Below are 19,185 nucleotides of genomic sequence, written 5' to 3'. Positions count from 1 at the left end.
GAAGCTAAGCCTGCTAACGCTGATGGTACTGCAACCGGGAGGTTGTGGGAGAGTAAGAAACCGCCGACACCAAACAACAAATAGACAACTCAATACAACAAAAGAGACCGTTAAAGCACAACCGCTTTAACGGTCTCCTTTCCGTTTTCGCAGCATTACCAGCATGCCTTACCACGTCTGTAAAAGTACAGACCTGAAAGCGGACCCCCTGCGTGCTGTCCACCGCACCCCACACAACCAAAACCAGCCACCTGCAAGTCTGCACTGTCTACACGCGAAGTCGACCAAATCGCCCGCTCCATCCACCGATGGATCACCACCAAATCCCGCATGTGGGCAGACGGCCCCGCCGTCTACGAAGCAACCTTCAGCACCATCCAAAGCGCACGAGGCCGCAAAAGCGGAGCGGTTAGGCGTAAAGCTGCTCAAGAGAACTGGAGAAGTGCCCTATGAGTGAGGTTTATGCTCGCTATCCGCGTAACGGAAAACAGCTCGCGCTCTTGCCGAGAAAATGGGCGCGTCTGTTAGAACCGCTCAACGATGGACTAGTGAATCACGCGAAGACTACCTCGCACGCGCTAACGAGAAGCGTCGCCGCGTCCGAGAGTTACGTGCTCGTGGGCTAAGCATCAGGGCGATAGCAAAACAAACTGGGTACTCCGTGGGAACAGTCCACCGCTACGTATCAGAGTAATGCCAGATGCTACGTTCTTCTACTCATCATCCGAGTGATTCTCCTTGAGAAAACCCATGAAACTGAAGTATGGGACATCTTCTGTAGCTCGTTGAACGGCTTCGAAAGCAGCATCACTAATAGGGTCAATTACCTTGTCACTTAGGTTTAAGACTTCCAGGAAGAAATGCTGAGTAATCATGTACGTACGAAAATTTTCCTGATTACTACCAGGGTCTAATTCTTCAGCAAGCTGATACTCGTCTTCATCGCACTCATCAACTGTGAAATCAGGAAGATCGTCAATTTCGGGAAAAGAAACTTTGAGTTCCTTCTTGAAACGCTCGGCAACCTGGTAAGAGTCTTTTTCAGAGCAATAAACGTAAAGGTCTTCGTAAAAGCCTTGCAGCTCACCATTTGACAAGGAAGAAGGATTGGTCATGCGAAAGTCACTCCGTTCATTAGTAGTCGGGATAGTAAGCCTAGCTTTAACGGGGGCAGCAACTTGCAGGACTAGACTTTTAGGTCCCGGACGATCAACGCATGCCCTTCTTAGCCTAGGGATTGCCGCTACAAGGACGCCCGGGGCACGGAAAGGGCCCTAAGCCGGCGTCTTGGTTGGTTGGGATGCGTGTCTGTTAAGGGCAAGCCATTCTGTAGGACACGGCTTGACGTCCTCACGAGCATTGACAGGCAGTCGGCGAGGGGTGTGGCAGTGTAGCGAGGGTTGAGTGGGCCTTCTCCAAGGCTGACCGCTTTTGTCTGTTAGATGCCCAGGACGGTCTTTGCAATGAAGAAGTAGACGATCAAGCCCGTTGCATCACAGAAGGTGGAAATGAATGGGTTAGAGAAGACCGCAGGGTCCGCGCCAACAGTCTTAGCCACAATGGGCATCAGACCGCCAACAGTCGCGGACATCGAGCAAATGAGAAACAGAGTCGAACCGATGACGATGCCAATATCGAGGCCGTAGATGGCCGTCGCCAAGATGAGCCCAGCCAGCCCCAAAACAGCGCCGAGCAACATTCCGACGCGCAATTCCCGCCACATGACTGATAGGAGGTCGCGCGTGCGGACGTCGCCAAGCGCGAGGGCACGAGTCACAGTAGTAGCTGCCTGGTTTCCGGTATTACCGCCGGTACCTGTGAGGAGGGGAATGAACAGAGAAAGCACTACCGCTTTGGCCAGTGTGTCTTCGAAAGAATCGAGGACCCGCACGGTCAACAGAGCCGATACGGCGAGAACGAGCAGCCAGAGAATGCGGGAGCGGACGAGCTTGAGAAGGGGCGTCGACAAGTACGGCTGCTGGAGCGCTTCCGTACCACCGGAACGAGCTGAGTCCTCGCTGTCCGCCTCTTCCATAATGTCGGTCGCATCGTCCCAGGTGAGCAATCCGACTAGCCGGTGTGAATCATCCACAATCGGCAGCGCCAACATGTCGAGAGGCAAGAACCAGCGGACGGTCTCCTCGGCGTCGGCAGTCGCGTATGCATACACCGGCTCGTTCATGATGTCCTCAATGAGAATGCCGCGCTCAGCTGTGAAGAGCTCGCGCAGGCTGACAACACCCACCAGACGCCGGTCCTTTCGCGTTACAGGAACGGTATAGATGGTCTCCAGCTCATCGGCGTTGTCGCGGAGGGCCCGCAAGGCATCTTCCATGCTCATTTCCGGGTGGATATTGGGCACCTCCGGCGACATACGGCGGCCGACGGATCCCTTCGTGTAGCCGAGAATCACTCCGGTCACATCGCGCTGTGTCTGAGTCAGCGAGCGGAGGAGGCGATCGGCGATTTCCGCAGGAAGCTCGTCCAACAGTGCCACGCGGTCTTCGGGATCCAGCTCGTCGAAGAACTCATACACGTCGGCATTGCCCAATTCGTCAATGATGTCCGCTTGGTGCTTTGCATCCAGTGCATCGAAGACCGCGATAGATTTTTCACGCGGCAGAAGCCTTAACGCCAATGCCGCGCGGAGAGCATTCTGGCGCTCCACAATCGCGATGAGCTCTTGACGTGGAACGCGAGCTAAGAGCTCTTGGAGCCGAGGAGCCTTTTGGGGGTCGATAGCGTCTTCTTGCTTGAGCCACTCCTCAACAATTTCGGTGGCCTGCTCAATCGTTTCTGCCATCGGCTTTTCGCCCTTCTACTCGACGCCAACCTCCTCAGACTACGCTATGGAGAGCTGCGTAGCCTTTTCACATATGTACCATTGCGGCATGCTTTCCCTTTACCGTGAATTTTCGGACCATGACGTTGTTAAAACGATACTGAGCTTCGAAGACACAGAGTTTCTCTTCGTCGTGGCAGCCGCGCCGAAGAAATCGGTGAGTGATGATCCTTATGCTGAGGACAAAACGCACATTCAGCTCATGAGCTTGCCTGGAGTTGCTTTAAAGCTGTTGCCGGAAGGCGAGCTGATTACTGGCGACATCGCAGTGCGCTATCCGCAGCTCTTCCAGACAGTCGCAGGAAAAACGCTGTGGGATCCGCGTGAAATTACAGAACTTGAGCCTTTCAGGGTGTTTCATGCTCGGGGTAGCCACCACTTCCACGAGAGGAGCAAAGAGCACTATGTCGATATCTGGGAGATTCTTCCAGATGTAGCCGATGCAGCCATGGAGCAGCTTCTTGCCCGGATTGACGTTCCGGTAGAGCTTGATTCCACATTCGGTCCGTTGGTGCTCGACCGCTGTACAGATACATTCGAAGGCAGAGCAGAAGAACTCGGAGTTGATATCAGCATCGTGTATGAAGGGGAGGAGCTTCTTCTCGCGGAGAGTACGAATCTCAAGCGAAAATTCAAGGCACCGCTCTCTGTGATCAACAAGGTGCTCAGTTCCGAGTTCCTCGAAGAGGCCCAGCGCTTTGCTGCTGCAAAGGCCCTCCGAGCCGCCAACCGTTGGCGCCACGACGTCGCCGTGTCCGAGGGCAACAGCGTCCCGGCGCCGGAACTTACTACCAGCGACGTATACGCCAAACTTACTCCCGTTGCCGTTGAGGTTCCTCAACGTGGCAACCTCAGCGTCGAGTTTGATGATGGCTATCTTTTTGGCGGTCACCCCGTAACAGTGAAGGTAAGACGCAACGGTAAGCCTGCATCCCTTGAGCTCGACGCTTAGTACTGTTCACGCATCCGCGTGAGGACGTTGTGGGCCGAAATCAGGCACATGGGCACGCCCACGCCCGGGACCGTGGTGCCACCGGCGTAGTACAGGTTGGGCAGCTTACGGGATTGGTTCCGGCCCCGGAAGAATGCGGACTGGCGCAGCGTATGGGCAGGGCCCACGGCGCCGCCGGACCAGGAATTGTACTGCTCGGCAAAGTCGGCGGGGCCGAGCGTGCGCTTGACGACGACCCTCTCCTCCAGATCCTCAATCCCCATCCAGGACCCCAGCTGCGCCACGGCAGCACGGGCGATGGCGCTAACGCGGGGAGATTCCGCAGCGCCGTAGGCATCGCCATGGCCGTAGGATTCTTCTGCCGGAACGGGAATGAGGATGAAGAGATTCTCGTAGCCTTCCGGAGCCACACTGGAATCGGTGGCAGAGGTTTTTGAAACATAGATCGACTCCGAGGAACCCAACGGCCGCAACGGCTCAGGGCCGTGGTAGACGGCCCTAAAATCGGGGGTCCAGTCTGTGCTGAATAGCAGCGTATGGTGTGCCAGCTGCGGAAGGGCCCCCAATACACCGAGGAAGACTAAGACGGTGCCCAGGCCAGGGTCACGGTGGGCAAAGTAGCGTTCCGGGTATGTTTGCAGGTCCGTGGGGAGCAGAGCGGTTTCTGTGTGGTGCAGGTCTGCGGCGGAGACGATGGCGTCGGCGGGGATCATGCGGCCGTCGTCAAGCGTGACGCCCGTCGCGCGCCCGTGCGCGTGGTTGATTGCTACCACCGCCGTGCCAAGCTCGAAGGTGGCGCCGGCTGCTTGCCTCGCGATAGCGTCGACAACAGCCGCGAAGCCTCCTAAGGGGTAGCGCACGCCCTCCACCAAGTCCGTGTGGCTCATCAAGGAATACAGTGCCGGCGCGGCCTGTGGTTCGGTGGAGAGAAACACCGCGGGGTAAGTCAGGACCTGGCGCAGGCGGTAATCCTTAAACTGGGCGGCCACCAGCGTATCTAGTGAGCGAGTCAGCAGCAGCGCGAGCGTGCCCAGTCGGGTGAGGACGTCTTTGTTGAGAAGCTGCGTGGGGCGGGAGAAGGTGGTGTATAAGAAGTTGCGCAGGGCAATGGCGTATACGTCGGAGGCCCGGGAGAGATACGCGCGCACCTTGTCGCCAGCGCCCGGCTCCAAGGATTCAAAAAGCTCTGCTACGTTATCCACGCCCGTTTCTATATCGAGGGCCGCGCCGTCTTCGTTGATAACACGGTAGGCAGGGGAGAGGTCCACTAGGTCCAGCTCGCGCTCGGTACTGGTGCCGCAGGCGCGGAAAAACTCATCGAAGGCCTCCGGCATGAGGTACCACGAGGGGCCGGTATCGAAGCGGAAGCCATCCACGGCCAGGCTTCCCGCGCGTCCACCAACGCTGCGTTGCTTGTCGACGACCGTCACCCGCATCCCCTCCCGCAACAGCAAGGCAGCGGAGGCTAGGCCTGCAATACCAGCGCCGATGACAACAACATGTTTGCTCATGTTCTTTAACCTTTATTCCGTGCCGCGTGCGCTGCAGCGCGGCTGATGAGGACAGCTTTCCGCGCAGCGGGCACACTGACGCGGGTAGTCATGATCTCATGCGCAGGAGTGGCCTCGAGGAGATCCGTAAGCTCCGTGAAAAGAGCCGCCGCTGCGGCTACCCCCACCCTGGAGCCAAGGGGAAGCAGGTCCATGGCCGTGCGGGCATGGGCTAAGTCTTCGCGGATATCAGAAATGATCGCGGCCTTCGTTTCCTCATCGAGTTTGTCTGGCTCACGCAGCGTAGGAAAATAAGCGCGGCCCAGCTCAGTAGAGTCTTCGTGCAGGTCCCGCAAAAAGTTGATCTTCTGAAACGCGGCACCCAGGCGCTCCGCTCCTTCTTCGACGCCGTCAGGCCGAGGTGCACCGGCATAAAAAGTATCCAGGCATAGCAGCCCAATGACTTCTGCAGAGCCCCGAACATAGGTCTTAAAAGACTCCGCTGTGTGGGAGGTGCGCGTGAGGTCACAACGCATGGAGGCAAAGAACTCTGCAATGTGTTCGTCCTGGAACCCGCAGCGCCGCGCGGACAGCGCGTAGGCGTGCACGACCGGGTCGGCGTGAAAACGTTGGGAGGGGGCGTTGCGGACGGTGGTTTCGTAGGCGTCGAGAAGCGCGGCCGCGTCGTGGGGATCGAGTCCCGCGTCGACGATCTCATCGGCCGTGCGCACCATGGCATATAAATTTCGGATGTCCATGCGCACTCGCGGCTGAAGAAGCCGTGTGGCCAGGGAAAAACTGGTGGAGTAGTGGCGCATGATCTGAGCCGCGGCTGCTTCGGCACAGCGGTCATAATGTTCCAGAGCGGAAAGAGATGCGCGCATGGGGCATATTTTAGACCACACGCGTCACACATTTAACCCGAGGCAAGATAGGGTAGTGACGTTACTTTCCCCATCTATAAGGAGAACACGTCCATGACCACCCCAACGATGACTGCTGCGGCTCGCGCCGTTGACCTGTTCAAACAATACGGTCAGGGAGACACCGCAGTCACCGCGTTGGACCACGTCGACGTTGAGTTCGCGCGCAACACCTTCACCGCCATCATGGGCCCGTCGGGCTCCGGCAAATCCACCCTCATGCACACCATGGCGGGGCTCGATTCGGCGACGTCCGGTTCGGCCTTCATCGGTGACACCGATATGTCGCAGCTCAGTGACAAGGATATTACGGCCCTGCGCCGCGACCGACTGGGCTTCATCTTTCAGTCCTTCAACCTGGTGCCCACGCTGACTGCGGCAGAAAACATCACGCTGCCCACCGATATCGCTGGCCACAAGGTGGATAAAGAGTGGTTCGATGAGGTCACTTCCCACCTAGGCTTGTCCGAGCGCTTGAATCACCGCCCAGCAGAGCTCTCCGGCGGCCAGCAGCAGCGCGTGGCCTGCGCGCGGGCCCTGGTTTCGCGCCCCGAGATCATCTTCGGCGATGAGCCGACCGGCAACCTGGATTCGAACTCCTCCGCCGAGGTGCTCGACATTTTGCGCACCGCCGTGGACAAGGATGGTCAGACCGTCGTTATCGTCACGCACGATGCCAAGGCAGCCTCTTACGCAGACCGCGTGGTTTTCCTTGCTGATGGGCGCCTCGTGAATGAACTCACCAACCCAACCATGGAGTCCATCCACGCCGTGATGGCAGAAATCGAGGGCTAGAGCATGGCCGCAAAGAACACCATGCGCACGGTGTCCGTGCGCAACATTCTCGCTCATAAGCTGCGTCTTGCCCTGACCCTGCTGGCGGTGGTGCTCGGCACCGCGTTCATCTCGGGTTCCTTCATGTTCACCAATTCGCTCTCGAGCACCTTCGACTCTGCGGTATCTACCGCGTTTACGGGCGTGGATGCGGCCGTGAGCCAGAAGGAGGGCGGCCCCAACCTCGATCAGAAGATGCGCGATGACATCGCCGCCGACCCCGATGTGCGCGCGGTGAACATGCAAAGCAGCCAGACGGTCGTGGTGGCAAACAAGGACGCCGAGGCCTTTCAAACCGGTGGGGGCACCTCCAGCGTGCAGCCCTACTACCCGGAGGAGCAGTCCGTCGGTGAGCCCGCCACGCTTGTCGACGGCTCTGAGCCGAACGGGACCGGCGAAGTCCTCATTAATGATTCCGCCGCTGAAGAGTTCGGTATCCACGTCGGCGATACTCTCCTCGTGGTCCACCCGGACCAGCGTGATGAGGTGAAGGTCGTGGGCGTCGTCAAGCCTGCGGTGGACCAAGGCCCCAGCCTGACCTTGCTCATGGGCCACGAGGCCTTCGTCGAGCGCTATGGCAATTCTGCCCAGTTGAAGGTCGCGGCGGCCGAGGGCGTCGACGCCGATGCCCTCGTGGGCCACCTCAATGAAACCTTCGAGGTCAAGGCGGAATCCGGGCAGAAGCTGGCCGATGAGCTTTCGGATCAGATTTCCTCTGCCCTGAAATTCGTCAACTACTTCCTTATCGCTTTCGGCCTCATCGCGCTGTTGGTGGGCACGTTTATCATTGCGAATACCTTCTCGATGATCGTGGCTCAGCGCACCAAGGAGTTCGCACTCCTGCGTGCACTCGGCGCCTCCCGTGGGCAGATTACGCGCTCGGTGGTCACAGAGGCCTTCATCGTGGGCCTTGTGGGTTCTGCCGTGGGCGTGATCGCCGGCATGGGCCTGGTGGCACTCATCAAGGCAGTTTTTGAAGCCAAGGACATGCCCATGGGCGGCGGTCTGGGCCTGAGCGTTAGCGCAGTCGTCGTGCCGTTGCTTTTGGGTGCCGTGGTCACCATCATTTCCGCGTGGGCACCGGCGCGCCGGGCGGGTGCGGTGAAACCCGTGGAGGCCATGCGCACCACCGAGTCTGCGGCTGGTTCTTCGTTGCTTGTGCGCAGCGTGCTGGGCGGGTTGCTGCTGGTTGTAGGCATCATCTTCGCGCTTGTCGGAGTGTTTGTTGATGCCTCCACAGGCATCCGCGCCTCCCTCGTGGGCCTCGGTGCGCTCAACCTAATCCTTGGTTTCTTCCTTGCCGGCCCGGCCATCTCCCTGCCTATCGTTCCGGGGATCGGCCGCGTGGTTGGCGCGCCCTTTGGTGCGGTGGGCAAGCTGGCGTCGACGAATTCGGCGCGTAACCCGCGCCGAACCGCGGCTACCGCGTTCGCTCTCATGCTGGGCGTGGCGCTGGTGACCTCGATCGGCATGTTGGGTGCGACGATGAAAGCCTCGGTTGCCGATGCCGTCGAACAGGATGCCCACGCGGACTTCTTGCTGTCCGGTCCGACGTCCGGAAACTTCCCGACGCCGAACGAGACGGCGCAGCGTGCCCGCGATACCGAGGGCGCTGGCCAGGTCGTAGCGATGAGTACTGCGCCACTACAGGTGGATGGCCAGGCTTCGATGAATTATGGCCCGGAAATGTTGATAAGCCAGGTCATCGATGGCAACGCCGATGACATCCTCAACCTCACCGTGGTCGAAGGCGCCGTGAACACGGGCGAGGAGCCTGGCTTCATCGCCGAGGCCGGCTTGGCTGCGGAGCAGGGCTGGGAAGTCGGTCAGTCCTATGAGCTGGCCGGCCCGGATCCCTCCCGCACCGCGCAGGTGAAGCTCCTCGGCACGTATGAGCATTTTGAGATGCTTTCGGGTCTGGCCGTGTCCAAGTCCGCGGCGGAGGACGTTGTTGACCCCGGCAGTCTCGACGTCATGGTGGTCTCCGTGAACGCGGAAGAGGGCTATGACAAGGAGAAACTGCGCGCCAACCTGGAGAAGTCCGTCAAAGACCTCGTCGTGGTGCAGGTGCGCACCAGTGAGGAATACGCCGGCGAGGCTGCCGGCATGATTGACCAGATGCTCACGATTCTCTATGCGCTACTGGCTTTGGCCGTGGTCATTGCGGTCTTGGGTATTGTCAATACCCTCACGCTGGGCGTGATCGAACGCCGACAAGAAATCGGCATGCTGCGCGCGGTGGGTACCCAGCGCCGCCAGATCCGCACGATGATCACCGTGGAATCGGTACAGATTGCCCTCTTCGGTGCGCTCATGGGCATCCTCATGGGCCTGGGGATGGGGTGGTCCTTCATCTCCGTGCTTTCCGACGAAGGCCTCGATACCGCGACGGTTCCGTGGTTGATGCTCGCGGTCATGTTCGTGGGCTCCGGAATCGTCGGTGTGCTGGCAGCGCTATGGCCAGCGCAGCGCGCGGCACAGACCCCACCGTTGGACGCCATCGCTGACTAGTACAGCCTGTGGCCGCACAAGGGCGTGCGAGGTAGGTTAGGCGAGAAGCGAACCTACCCACGCTCCGCGCCAGGCCACCACGATTCCCAGGCCGATGGTCCAGAAGAGGTAACGCGCCAAGCGCCACCAGCGCTTGGCCTCTATCATTTCTCCCAGTTCCTTGGCCAGCGTGGACCACGTGGATAGCCCGCCGGCGAGTCCGGCTGCTAGCAGGGGGAGAAAATACTCAGGGGTGTGGGCATGCGTGGCATAGCCGTAGGTCACGCCCGCCACGGCTGCGCCAATGAGGTTGGCGGCAAAGGTACATGTGGGGGAGGGCAGCACACGGGTGAGCAGGTAGCGCCCGCAGCCACCGACAAAGCCACCGGCGAGTACGGCCAGGACGGAGAGAATCATGCACGCCTCCGATCCTGCAGGCGGTCACCCATGAGGTAGGCCACGGTGCAACCGACGATCGTCGCCAGCACGTAGACCCCCGCCTGCGCCGGGCCGAAGCCGGAGGTGAGAAAAGCAAAGGCGGCAAAGCTGGTGAAGCCGCCTAGGAAACCTGTGCCCCAGAATGCCGGAGGCTTGGCATAGCCCATAACAGCGCTGCCGAGAACGTTGATGAGCAGCAGCGGCAGTGCGCCACCCCCGAGAAGCGAAGAAAGGCCAAAGCGGGCCAGCGCCCCGAGCGCGGTCCCGCAGCCCACAAGAAGGATCTGTGGCATAAGCACCATCCTAATTGGGATGCGAAACCAGCGTGAAGCAGGCAAGCTTAGGGTGTATCCACGTCCCCAAGGAGGAACCCCACCATGGCACACGAACGCGCCGGCCAACCGGCCCAGCCTTCCGATCTCATTGACATCGCAGAGCTAGTCACCGCGTATTACACCCGCACCCCCGATGCTGATAACCCCGATCAGCAGGTTTCCTTCGGCACCTCCGGGCACCGCGGCTCCGCCTTGGATACCGCCTTCAACGAGGCCCACATTCTGGCGATTACCCAGGCCATCGTGGACTACCGCGCCGAGCACGGCACCACGGGCGCCATTTTCATTGGCCGAGATACTCATGCCCTGTCCGAGCCCGCCATGGTCTCTGCCCTCGAGGTCCTCCTAGCTAATGAGCTGGAGGTCCGCGTGGATGACCGTGGCCGTTATACCCCGACCCCGGCCGTCTCCCACGCCATCCTGACCAACCCGGGCACCGACGGCATCGTGATTACCCCGTCTCATAACCCGCCGCGCGATGGCGGATTCAAGTACAACCCGCCAACGGGCGGCCCGGCGGATACCGATGCCACCGACTGGATCGCCGCCAAGGCCAACGACTATCTGCGCGCCGGGCTCGAGGGCGTGAAGCGCGTGGCGGTTGACGGCGTGCTGGATGAGCGCTGCGTGAAGCACAACTACGTGGACAACTACGTTGCGGACCTGGCGAACGTCGTGGACATGAAAGCTATCAAGGACGCCGGCGTGCGCATTGGAGCGGATCCCATGGGCGGGGCTTCGGTGGACTACTGGGCGGCCATCGCCGAGCATTACGAACTCAATATGACGGTGGTGAACCCAGAGGTAGACGGCACATTCCGCTTCATGACGTTGGATAGCGATGGCAAGATCCGCATGGACTGTTCCTCCCCGGACGCCATGGCGTCGCTGGTGGATAACCGTTCCAAATATGACCTGGCTACGGGTAACGACGCCGACGCGGACCGCCACGGCATCGTCACCCCGGATGCGGGCCTGATGAACCCGAACCACTACCTGGCTGTGGCCATCGAGTACCTGTTTAGCCACCGCCCCCAGTGGGGCAACGCCGGGGTGGGCAAGACCTTGGTCTCATCCTCGATGATTGATCGCGTCGTGGCCAGCTTGGGCCGTGAGCTCGTTGAGGTGCCGGTGGGCTTCAAGTGGTTTGTGCCGGGGCTTGTCGACGGCTCCCTGGGCTTCGGCGGTGAAGAATCCGCCGGCGCTTCCTTCCTGCGCTTCGACGGTACGGTGTGGTCCACCGACAAGGATGGCATCATCATGGATCTTTTGGCCGCCGAGATCCTGGCGGTGACGGGCAAGACTCCGTCCCAGCGCTACGCGGAGCTGGCAGAGGAATATGGTGCACCGGCCTACGCGCGTACCGACGCCCCAGCTAACCGTGAGCAGAAGGCAATCCTGAAGAAGCTCTCCCCGGAGCAGGTCACGGCCACTGAGCTGGCGGGTGAGGAGATCCTCGCCAAGCTCACCGAAGCGCCGGGCAACGGCGCGGCGATCGGTGGCCTCAAGGTGAGGACTGAGAACGCGTGGTTTGCCGCGCGCCCGTCCGGCACGGAGGATAAGTACAAGATTTACGCTGAGAGCTTCCGTGGCGAAGAACACCTCAAGCAGGTGCAGCAGGAGGCGCAAGCGCTGGTGTCACAGGTTCTGGGAGGCTAACTTCAGGGCTAGGCTAATGGATTATGACAGCCACACAACGCGCCTCGGTGCTTGACCTGGCCAGCGCGCTCGCCCGATTCGGTATGGCCGCCGTGTGGATTATCGCCGGCATACAGAAACTAGACGCCCGGATGGAGATGGCACAGGCCATCCGGGCCTATGGCATCTTCACCCCGGAATGGTCCGAGTACTTGGCCTACCTCATTGCACCGCTTGAAATTGTAGGAGGGCTGCTGCTGTTGCTGGGCCTGTTCTTGAGGGAGGCGTCGGCAGTCGCTGCGGTGGTCCTAGTCCTGTTCATGGTGGGCATTTCTCAGGCGTGGGCGCGTGGGTTAGTCATCGATTGTGGGTGTTTTGGCTATGACCCCAACGACGTGAGCCAAGGTATGAACTACGCGCTGACGCTGCTTCGCGACGCCTTCTTCCTCATCCTCACCGCGTGGACGATCTGGCGTCCATATCGTCGTTACGCTCTCCACCCGTAACTTGTTAGGCTAATCCCGTGTTTAAAAATAAGATCAGCGCAACGCTCGTGCTGGACGTTATCAGTGCGTTTGCGCGATTTTATATGGCCTATGTGTGGATTAAAGCGGGAGCGTCGAAGCTGTCGGACCAGCTCGCGGTATCGCAAAGCATCAAGGCATATGAAATCTTTACCCCAGAGTGGTCCCACTATTTGTCCTATCTGATTGGCCCGCTTGAAGTGTGCGGCGGCCTGTTGCTCCTGTTGGGGCTGTTCCTGCGTCAATCGGCGTGGGTGGGGCAGATTGTCCTCGTTCTGTTCATGATCGGCATTGCGCAGGCATGGGCGCGGGGACTCGGGATTGACTGCGGGTGTTTCTCCGTTAGCCCTGATGAGGACGCGCAAGTGATGAACTACATGATGACACTGCTGCGTGATGTCTTCTATTCTGTCTTAATGGTGTGGACGATCAAGCGTCCTTTCACCAAGTTTGCATTGCACCCTTAACAACGGTGTGTAGGCTTTCCATCTATTCGAAATAACGTCATCAAAGGCAAGGTTGTTCAATGAGTACAGTCAAAGACCCCAACTCCAAGAGTAATAGTGGATTCGTCTGGGGCCTCGCTGTTCTGCTGGTCATTATCGCTGTGGTAATCGGCTACATCGTTTATCAGGGGCGGGGTTCACAGACCGATGAGCTGAAGGATTATCCCGTTGAGCCAGTCTCTATGGAGATGAGCTTTGCGGACAACGCGGTGACGCTCAAGGCGCCGGATGCCCCCAAGGACGCTACCGAGGTAGACCTGTATGAGGACTTCTCCTGCCCGCACTGTGGCGACCTGGCGAAGGAGACCGACGGACAGATGAAGGACGCTATTGATGCGGGTGAGCTCATCGTGCACGTGCGTACCTTGAACTTCCTCGATGGCAGCCCGAACGGACTGGAGAGCATCAAGTCCAACACGGGACACTCCTCCAAGACTGCGGCTGCGATGGAGCAGGTGGCAAAGTCCGGTGACGCCACGCTGTACTGGAACCTGCGTAAGTACCTCATGGAGAACCAGTCCAAGCTGGCCAACCAGTGGGAAATGAAGGATTTCGCTGATGCTGCGCAGATCCTGGGTGCCGATGAGGCCACGGTGAAGGCCATCAAGGAAGCCAAGGTTGGTGAAGGAAACCCGGTGGTGACCTCGAACTACGAAAAGCTTGAAAAGGAAACCGGTAGCGTGTCCTCGCCGCGCATCATCAAGGATGGCAAGGATATCCCGGAGGATGATAAGACCTCCATCATGGAATGGGTCAACATCGTTACTGAGAAGTAAATTTAGCGCCCCAACTCGCGATTTGGTGAGTGAATAGGGAGACGATATATTGATACGAGTTGCAATCACAAAGGTTGCACCTCGTATGAGGGGCTATGGCGCAGTTGGTAGCGCACCACACTGGCAGTGTGGGGGTCACGGGTTCGAATCCCGTTAGCTCCACTTTAAAATTCAATATTGCCTTGGGGCTATGGCGCAGTTGGTAGCGCACCACACTGGCAGTGTGGGGGTCACGGGTTCGAATCCCGTTAGCTCCACCATCGGCCGTCTCTTTCGCAGAGGCGGCCTTTTTCTATGCTGGGGAGCATGGATGTTTACACAAAGTCAGTAGCACGAGCCGATCAAGCCGGGGCGGAGGCTGCGGGCCTGCGCTGGTTAGCAGCCGCACGAAAGGACGTTGTGGTGGAAGTTGCGGGGCTGACAGATTCGACGATTAGTACGCGTCGAGTAGCGCAGGCGCGACCGAGTGCTGCTGCAGCGCGGGCGTTTGGTGAAGCGCTGCGGCAGGTTCATCAGGCAGGCGCCCCAGCTTTCGGCGCACCGCCAGAGGGGTGGGAAGGTGCGAACTTCATTGGACGCGTGGAACAACCCTGCGAACCATGTGAATCCTGGGGTGAGTTCTACGCAGAACAGCGGGTGGTGCCATTTATAGAAGGACTTCCGGAGGGGCTGCGGGACAGCGTATATATGGCGGCCGAAGCTATAGCCGCCGTGGACTGGGACGTTGAGCCTGCACGAATTCATGGTGATTTATGGGCAGGAAATGTTTTGTTCCAGGAGAACACGGCGGTCATGATTGACCCTGCAGCGCACGGCGGACATCCGTGGACGGATTTGGCCATGCTGGAACTGTTCGGAACGCCCTACTATGACGAGATACTGCGGGGCTATGGGGCGGGTGAGGAGTACCGGAAGTGGGTGCCGATGCATCAGTTGCACCCACTTGCGGTTCACTCGATGACGCATGGTCCGGCTTACTATGCTCCGCTTGAGCAGGCTGCGCGTGCCACCCTTGAGGCATTGCGATGAGCGCGTGATCGCTCGAAGATTCTGCCGGGGTTGAAAGGAAAGGGGCTCTGGACGCGCTTTGCGGGCTCCAGCATTTCCGTGGCGCTCGACAGCTAGCCCGTCAACACTGGTTTGGTCGGTGGGTTCGCCTTTAAGGGCTTAAGGATCTCGTAGCTCTTGCTGCTTCCGGCAGCACGTGAAGCCGGACTTGGGGTCGCTGGATCGCCCGTCAGTCTGGCTTTGGATGATGGGTAGCGCTGGCATAAAGCTCGCAGGTTTTCTTGCGTACCTTGTTGTGGTTTGTGGGTGGTGGTGTCTGAAGGATCGCCGGTGTGCCCGCTAACCTTCCCTCGGTTGGCGGGTAGCGGTGTTGTCGCTGGTGGTGAGCCTTTTCCTTTCAGTTGTTGCTGTGTGTGGCTGGGGTTAGCTGCTGTCGGGTGGTGGGTCTGGTGGCTGTTCTGGTACTGCTTGGCTTTGGCTGGCTGTGCCCGGTGTTGTTGCAGCTCCTTGGGCTGTGGCTGGGGTTTGGGTTGGTGCTGTGGCCTGTGTCTTTGCGGCTGCTTTCTCGGTGTTGAGTCTGGCTAGTGCTTCTTGGTATTCCGGCATTGCGGTTATCGGTGCACCCCAGGGTGGGATGAAGCTAACCCCGGTGTTGAGTCGGTACATGTAGCCGCGTCCGGTAGGTCTTTGTGGGTCATCGTCGTTGATGCCGTTGTGATAAGCGCACAAAAACGTCAGGTTCTTGATGTTGGTGTAGCCACCTGCTTGCCAGGGGATGAGGTGATGGACTTGGCAGTAATCGGCTGGCTTGTTGCAGCCTGGTCTTGAGCAGGTGTGGAATTCCGCGTGCAGGCTAAGGCGTTGGTTGAGGTTTGCTCCACGTTCTAGCCGCCAGGTGTTGATGGGGCCTTCGACAGGGTGGACGATGGTGGCGTAGCCTATTTCGGCGAATTTGTGGGTGAGAAACTCTGCGCCTGTCATGCGCGCGCCGTTGGTGAGGTTGAGCTGGATTTCGTCCCCGTCGCCGTTGATGATTTGGTCGAGCTCATTCAGGGTAATGATGACTTGGGTGCGTACCGCGGGTTTGGATCCAGTGCCTTCTTTGAAGAAGATGTCGTTGGCGGCTTGAAGTAGGTCGGTGTTGTTGGTGGATTCTAAGACGGCGCGCATGTTGGCAATCGTGGTGGCATCGTCGGTAATGGAGAGCGTGTTGGGGCCTTGTTCCCGGTAGGTGATGCGTACGCCTGGTTTGGCGGTTCTTTTAGCACGCAGTTCTTTAAGCCGTTGGGCGGCAACATGTGGGATGCGGTGTGCGGGTGTGGCGGCGAGTTTGATTCTTAAGTTCCAGGCATCCAGGGTCTTTTTCACGCGTGCGGTGTAGGTTTCAATCAGTGTGAGGGTGCCAAGGCTGTGTTTCTGGGCGAGTGCTGCGTGGCGGGCTTTGCGTTGTTTGCCGCTAAAGCGGGTGGGACCGAAGTAAACCTGGTGTAGGCCGGCAAGCTCGGTGGCATCAGAGGCATCCGCGCCGAGCGCGCGGAGCTCATCGGGTGTGCCAGGTGCATGTTCCACCAGTGCAATCCCCGAGTTGCGAAGGCGGAGGTAGGTTTCGATATCCCCCATGAGCACAGAGACTAAAACAGCACCAGCAACCCCGCAACCGGAGGAAGAAACACCCAGCTCAGGGGTGGGGTGAAGCGTCAATCACGGGCACGGGGCTATATGCGCTACAGGTGTTGGGGCGGACGGACTCACGTTATGGGAAGGGAGGAAGTTGACCGCCGGGAAGAAGATGCCACTGGCGTGCGGGGAAACGCTGGCCTCGGGCGCACGTTCTGGGTGCCGAAACGGAACAGGAAAAGCCCCGCGAGGAGGGGGCTTGGAACCTTAGGCGCTAGTAGGGCCCGTCGGCATGGTGCGCTTGTGGGCGCCGCCGCGCCAGAGGGTTTCGATGCGCTCGCGGGCGTCGTCAGGCACGTCCTTGCCCTCGAGGTAGTCATCGATGTGGGTGTAGGTGACGCCGAGAGCTTCTTCATCAGAGAGCAAGGGGCGGTCATCCTCCAAGTCAGCAGTTGGTACCTTCTTCCACGTGGAATCCGGTGCGCCGAGATGTTTCAGGAGTTGAGCGCCCTGGCGCTTGTTGAGCCCGGCGAGAGGCAGGATGTCGGCAGCGCCATCGCCCCACTTGGTAAAGAAAGCTGTGACGTTTTCGGCGGCGTGGTCGGTACCGATGACTAGCGCACCGACCTCGCCGGCTAGCGCGTACTGTGCAGCCATGCGCAGACGCGCCTTGAGGTTGCCTCGATTGAAATCCCCCAGAGAGTCTTGTTGCATGGCGTTGGCGACGGCGCCGTCGAGAGCTGTGGTGGCCTCGGCAATGTTGACGGTGAGGGAGTAGTCAGGCTCGATGAAGTCCAGAGCGATCTGTGCGTCATCCTCGTCGGCCTGCACTCCGTGGGGAAGGCGCACGGCCCAGAAATGTGCGCCGTCGACGCGGGCTACCGCCAGCTGCGCCAACCGTCCGGCCAGGGTGGAGTCTTGGCCACCAGAGATGCCCAGGACAAAGCCCTTCGCACCGGTGGTGCGAAGATAGTCCACCAAGAAAGCGACGCGGCGCTCAACCTCTTCTGCTGGATCGATACGGGGTTTTACGCCGAGGGCCTTGATGATGTCGTGCTGAAGGTCTGAGGATTCATGTGACATGACGCCCATGGTAGCCGCCTGCGACAATAGGAACCCGTGAACAAAGATACTTACGTCATGATCGTCGCAGGCGTAGCCGCCCTGGGCGGCCTGCTCTTCGGATATGACACCGGAGTGATGTCTGGTGCCCTTCTCTTCGTGGGGCCGGAATTCGGCATGTCCGCCCACGAGGAGGGGCTGGTGACCTCGATGCTGTTGGTTGGCGCGGCAGTCGGTGCGCTGTCAGCTGGGCGTGTGGCGAGCGTAATCGGGCGGCGTCGAACCCTCATCGCCGGCGGACTCATCTTCGTGGCTGGTTCCGTGTGGTGTGCGCTAGCAAACTCAGCTGCGGAACTTGCTACCGCCCGCACATTCCTTGGCGTGGCGGTGGGCGCGGTGTCCATCGTCTCCCCGATGTACATCTCCGAAATCACCCCGGCGGCTGTGCGGGGCCGGATGGTCTCCCTCAACACGCTCATGATCGTCGTCGGGCAGCTACTCGCGTACGGGGTGAACTCGCTGTTGGCTGCAAGCGGCAGCTGGCATTGGATGCTCGGGCTGGCCGCGGTCCCGGGTGGGGCGCTGGCGCTCGGCATGGTGTTACTCCCCGATACCCCGGCGTGGCTCGCGGCACAAGGTCGAACGCGCGAGGCTGCCGCAGTCAGCGCTCGGGTTGGCGCGCGGGGAGCGGAGTTGGAACATAGCGCGCGGCCGAACACGGGTGAATGGCGAGCTTTGCGACGCCACCGCTGGATGCGCTGGGCCGTCGCGCTTGCCATGCTCATGGGCCTGACCCAGCAGATTACGGGTGTTAACGCCATCGTGTACTTCGCACCCACGATGATGAACCAGGTGGGTATCTCCACCACCAACTCGGTGTATACGTCGATGGTGATTGGTGTGGTGTCCGTCGCGGCGTGCCTAGTGGGCATGCGCGTGGTCGACCGACTGGGGCGCCGTCGGTTGTTGCTAGCAGGATTAAGCGGCAACGTTGTGTCGCTCGTGGTCCTCGCTGTGGCTTATCACTTCGCCTATGATTCCACGCCGCTGGCTATGCTGGCGCTGACGTGCATGGCGGCGTTCATTGCATTCCAGCAGGCGGCGGTCTCCCCGGCCACGTGGCTGCTCATGTCAGAAATTGTGCCGCCCGAAGTTCGCGGCTTGGGCATGGGAATCGCCGGGCTGGCGTTGTGGGTGAGTAACTGGGCGGTGGCGCAGTTCTTCTTGCCGGTGGTCGAGTGGCTCGGCGGCTCGCTGGCCTTCGGAATCTTTGCGGTCTTAGGCCTCGTCGCGGTGGGGTATACTCGCGCACTCGTTCCGGAAACGGCGGGGAAGAGCCTCGAGGATGTTGCCGAACAGCTTCGCTCCCGCTACTCCGAAAGCTGAGTGTTTTGGTTATGGCGCGCGCGTGGGGTAACATTTTTCCTCGTGTCATTGCTGGGTGTCTGCCCGGCTGTGCTTTGAACTAATCAATCGCATCAAGATTGCGCATAACGAAAGGAGCGCCCGATGAAGGTTCGCAAGTCGCTTCGGTCGCTGAAGAAGAAGCCGGGCGCCCAGGTTATTCGCCGCCACGGTAAGGTCTTCGTGATCAACAAGAAGGATCCGCGCTTCAAGGCTCGCCAGGGCTAAGTCGTACGGACTCGCACCGCCCCCTTCAGCATGCTCATAGCTTGTTGGAGGGGGCGGTTTCCTTTTGCCGCTTCGCTCCGGGCTGAAACTGCCTCTGTGAGCTTAAGGAGTCTTTCGT

The 19,185-nt window shown here is 59.7% G+C and carries 19 protein-coding genes and 2 tRNA genes; 13 read left to right on the top strand and 8 right to left on the bottom strand.

Annotated elements, in window-relative coordinates; all coding sequences use genetic code 11:
• Positions 1 to 511 precede the first annotated feature (511 nt).
• Positions 512 to 694 carry a helix-turn-helix domain-containing protein gene (locus QP363_RS07430; protein WP_082150646.1) on the top strand — a complete coding sequence of 61 codons (183 nt, stop codon included), beginning with the start codon at positions 512 to 514 and terminating at the stop codon, positions 692 to 694.
• A 19-nt stretch (positions 695 to 713) separates the two neighbouring features.
• On the opposite strand, the gene QP363_RS07425 is transcribed toward QP363_RS07430, so the two are convergent.
• Together QP363_RS07425 and mgtE are read right to left on the bottom strand one after the other, a co-directional pair.
• Entirely contained in the window at positions 714 to 1,115 is a 402-nt protein-coding gene (locus QP363_RS07425) for a hypothetical protein (RefSeq protein ID WP_284763761.1), read from the bottom strand.
• Positions 1,116 to 1,438: 323 nt separating this feature from the next.
• Positions 1,439 to 2,803: a magnesium transporter gene (gene mgtE / locus QP363_RS07420; RefSeq protein ID WP_284763759.1), complete on the bottom strand. Its 1,365-nt coding sequence runs from the start codon at positions 2,801 to 2,803 to the stop codon at positions 1,439 to 1,441.
• Positions 2,804 to 2,891: 88 nt separating this feature from the next.
• On the opposite strand from mgtE, the gene QP363_RS07415 reads away from it, so the two are divergent.
• Positions 2,892 to 3,794: a DUF2262 domain-containing protein gene (locus tag QP363_RS07415; protein ID WP_284763757.1), complete on the top strand. Its 903-nt coding sequence runs from the start codon at positions 2,892 to 2,894 to the stop codon at positions 3,792 to 3,794.
• On the opposite strand, the gene crtI is transcribed toward QP363_RS07415, so the two are convergent.
• Together crtI and QP363_RS07405 are read right to left on the bottom strand one after the other, a co-directional pair.
• Complete coding sequence (gene crtI, locus QP363_RS07410) at positions 3,791 to 5,305, bottom strand: phytoene desaturase family protein (protein WP_284763755.1); 1,515 nt, start codon at positions 5,303 to 5,305, stop codon at positions 3,791 to 3,793. The two genes, QP363_RS07415 and crtI, sit on opposite strands and share 4 nt — an antisense overlap.
• Before the next feature lie 5 nt (positions 5,306 to 5,310).
• Positions 5,311 to 6,168 carry a phytoene/squalene synthase family protein gene (locus QP363_RS07405; RefSeq protein WP_284763753.1) on the bottom strand — a complete coding sequence of 286 codons (858 nt, stop codon included), beginning with the start codon at positions 6,166 to 6,168 and terminating at the stop codon, positions 5,311 to 5,313.
• 93 nt (positions 6,169 to 6,261) lie between these two features.
• Between QP363_RS07405 and QP363_RS07400 the strand changes: the two genes are divergently transcribed.
• Complete coding sequence (locus tag QP363_RS07400) at positions 6,262 to 7,002, top strand: ABC transporter ATP-binding protein (protein ID WP_284763752.1); 741 nt, start codon at positions 6,262 to 6,264, stop codon at positions 7,000 to 7,002.
• A 3-nt stretch (positions 7,003 to 7,005) separates the two neighbouring features.
• Positions 7,006 to 9,552 carry an ABC transporter permease gene (locus QP363_RS07395; protein ID WP_284763750.1) on the top strand — a complete coding sequence of 849 codons (2,547 nt, stop codon included), beginning with the start codon at positions 7,006 to 7,008 and terminating at the stop codon, positions 9,550 to 9,552.
• Between the two features lie 36 nt (positions 9,553 to 9,588).
• Here QP363_RS07395 and QP363_RS07390 read toward each other — a convergent pair whose 3' ends face one another.
• Positions 9,589 to 9,948, bottom strand: a complete 360-nt coding sequence (locus tag QP363_RS07390) for a CrcB family protein (protein ID WP_284763748.1) — start codon at positions 9,946 to 9,948, stop codon at positions 9,589 to 9,591.
• Complete coding sequence (locus QP363_RS07385) at positions 9,945 to 10,262, bottom strand: fluoride efflux transporter family protein (protein WP_284763747.1); 318 nt, start codon at positions 10,260 to 10,262, stop codon at positions 9,945 to 9,947. The genes QP363_RS07390 and QP363_RS07385 overlap by 4 nt, the downstream gene beginning before the upstream one ends.
• Positions 10,263 to 10,346: 84 nt before the next feature.
• On the opposite strand from QP363_RS07385, the gene pgm reads away from it, so the two are divergent.
• The 7 genes from pgm to QP363_RS07350 all read left to right on the top strand — a co-directional run bounded on the left by pgm (position 10,347) and on the right by QP363_RS07350 (position 14,777).
• Entirely contained in the window at positions 10,347 to 11,963 is a 1,617-nt protein-coding gene (gene pgm / locus QP363_RS07380; RefSeq protein WP_284763745.1) for a phosphoglucomutase (alpha-D-glucose-1,6-bisphosphate-dependent), read from the top strand.
• A gap of 23 nt (positions 11,964 to 11,986) precedes the next feature.
• Positions 11,987 to 12,448 (top strand): MauE/DoxX family redox-associated membrane protein, encoded by a 462-nt coding sequence (locus QP363_RS07375; RefSeq protein ID WP_070446097.1) that lies wholly within the window; start codon positions 11,987 to 11,989, stop codon positions 12,446 to 12,448.
• Between the two features lie 17 nt (positions 12,449 to 12,465).
• Positions 12,466 to 12,933 carry a MauE/DoxX family redox-associated membrane protein gene (locus tag QP363_RS07370; RefSeq protein WP_070446099.1) on the top strand — a complete coding sequence of 156 codons (468 nt, stop codon included), beginning with the start codon at positions 12,466 to 12,468 and terminating at the stop codon, positions 12,931 to 12,933.
• A 59-nt stretch (positions 12,934 to 12,992) separates the two neighbouring features.
• Positions 12,993 to 13,748: a thioredoxin domain-containing protein gene (locus QP363_RS07365; protein WP_070711101.1), complete on the top strand. Its 756-nt coding sequence runs from the start codon at positions 12,993 to 12,995 to the stop codon at positions 13,746 to 13,748.
• Positions 13,749 to 13,837: 89 nt separating this feature from the next.
• Positions 13,838 to 13,910: transfer RNA gene (locus QP363_RS07360), tRNA-Ala, on the top strand.
• 22 nt (positions 13,911 to 13,932) lie between these two features.
• A tRNA-Ala gene (locus QP363_RS07355) sits at positions 13,933 to 14,008 on the top strand.
• 34 nt (positions 14,009 to 14,042) lie between these two features.
• Positions 14,043 to 14,777 (top strand): fructosamine kinase family protein, encoded by a 735-nt coding sequence (locus QP363_RS07350; RefSeq protein WP_070711102.1) that lies wholly within the window; start codon positions 14,043 to 14,045, stop codon positions 14,775 to 14,777.
• 402 nt (positions 14,778 to 15,179) lie between these two features.
• On the opposite strand, the gene QP363_RS07345 is transcribed toward QP363_RS07350, so the two are convergent.
• Complete coding sequence (locus QP363_RS07345; protein WP_284763739.1) at positions 15,180 to 16,376, bottom strand: HNH endonuclease signature motif containing protein; 1,197 nt, start codon at positions 16,374 to 16,376, stop codon at positions 15,180 to 15,182.
• A gap of 264 nt (positions 16,377 to 16,640) precedes the next feature.
• Positions 16,641 to 17,465, bottom strand: coding sequence for an ammonia-dependent NAD(+) synthetase (nadE, locus tag QP363_RS07340; RefSeq protein ID WP_284763737.1), 825 nt, complete (start codon positions 17,463 to 17,465; stop codon positions 16,641 to 16,643).
• Between the two features lie 27 nt (positions 17,466 to 17,492).
• On the opposite strand from nadE, the gene QP363_RS07335 reads away from it, so the two are divergent.
• Positions 17,493 to 18,821, top strand: a complete 1,329-nt coding sequence (locus QP363_RS07335; RefSeq protein WP_070730021.1) for a sugar porter family MFS transporter — start codon at positions 17,493 to 17,495, stop codon at positions 18,819 to 18,821.
• Positions 18,822 to 18,944: 123 nt separating this feature from the next.
• A complete protein-coding gene (gene ykgO, locus QP363_RS07330) occupies positions 18,945 to 19,067 on the top strand; it encodes a type B 50S ribosomal protein L36 (protein WP_003847162.1) in 123 nt (40 codons plus the stop codon).
• Positions 19,068 to 19,185 lie beyond the last annotated feature (118 nt).

Origin of the sequence: Corynebacterium sp. UMB6689 (genome assembly GCF_030215295.1) — a bacterium.
GTDB lineage: Bacteria > Actinomycetota > Actinomycetes > Mycobacteriales > Mycobacteriaceae > Corynebacterium > Corynebacterium aurimucosum.
Note: the sequence above shows the minus strand (reverse complement) of the source record. Positions and strands in the feature narration are given on the sequence as shown.

Bases quoted from the DNA above. Each gene is read 5' to 3' on its own strand.
- QP363_RS07430 (WP_082150646.1), top strand. From the start codon at position 512: ATGGGCGCGTCTGTTAGAACCGCTCAACGATGGACTAGTGAATCACGC.
- QP363_RS07425 (WP_284763761.1), bottom strand. From the start codon at position 1,115: ATGACCAATCCTTCTTCCTTGTCAAATGGTGAGCTGCAAGGCTTTTAC.
- mgtE (WP_284763759.1), bottom strand. From the start codon at position 2,803: ATGGCAGAAACGATTGAGCAGGCCACCGAAATTGTTGAGGAGTGGCTC.
- QP363_RS07415 (WP_284763757.1), top strand. From the start codon at position 2,892: ATGCTTTCCCTTTACCGTGAATTTTCGGACCATGACGTTGTTAAAACG.
- crtI (WP_284763755.1), bottom strand. From the start codon at position 5,305: ATGAGCAAACATGTTGTTGTCATCGGCGCTGGTATTGCAGGCCTAGCC.
- QP363_RS07405 (WP_284763753.1), bottom strand. From the start codon at position 6,168: ATGCGCGCATCTCTTTCCGCTCTGGAACATTATGACCGCTGTGCCGAA.
- QP363_RS07400 (WP_284763752.1), top strand. From the start codon at position 6,262: ATGACCACCCCAACGATGACTGCTGCGGCTCGCGCCGTTGACCTGTTC.
- QP363_RS07395 (WP_284763750.1), top strand. From the start codon at position 7,006: ATGGCCGCAAAGAACACCATGCGCACGGTGTCCGTGCGCAACATTCTC.
- QP363_RS07390 (WP_284763748.1), bottom strand. From the start codon at position 9,948: ATGATTCTCTCCGTCCTGGCCGTACTCGCCGGTGGCTTTGTCGGTGGC.
- QP363_RS07385 (WP_284763747.1), bottom strand. From the start codon at position 10,262: ATGCCACAGATCCTTCTTGTGGGCTGCGGGACCGCGCTCGGGGCGCTG.
- pgm (WP_284763745.1), top strand. From the start codon at position 10,347: ATGGCACACGAACGCGCCGGCCAACCGGCCCAGCCTTCCGATCTCATT.
- QP363_RS07375 (WP_070446097.1), top strand. From the start codon at position 11,987: ATGACAGCCACACAACGCGCCTCGGTGCTTGACCTGGCCAGCGCGCTC.
- QP363_RS07365 (WP_070711101.1), top strand. From the start codon at position 12,993: ATGAGTACAGTCAAAGACCCCAACTCCAAGAGTAATAGTGGATTCGTC.
- QP363_RS07350 (WP_070711102.1), top strand. From the start codon at position 14,043: ATGCTGGGGAGCATGGATGTTTACACAAAGTCAGTAGCACGAGCCGAT.
- QP363_RS07345 (WP_284763739.1), bottom strand. From the start codon at position 16,376: ATGGGGGATATCGAAACCTACCTCCGCCTTCGCAACTCGGGGATTGCA.
- nadE (WP_284763737.1), bottom strand. From the start codon at position 17,465: ATGGGCGTCATGTCACATGAATCCTCAGACCTTCAGCACGACATCATC.
- ykgO (WP_003847162.1), top strand. From the start codon at position 18,945: ATGAAGGTTCGCAAGTCGCTTCGGTCGCTGAAGAAGAAGCCGGGCGCC.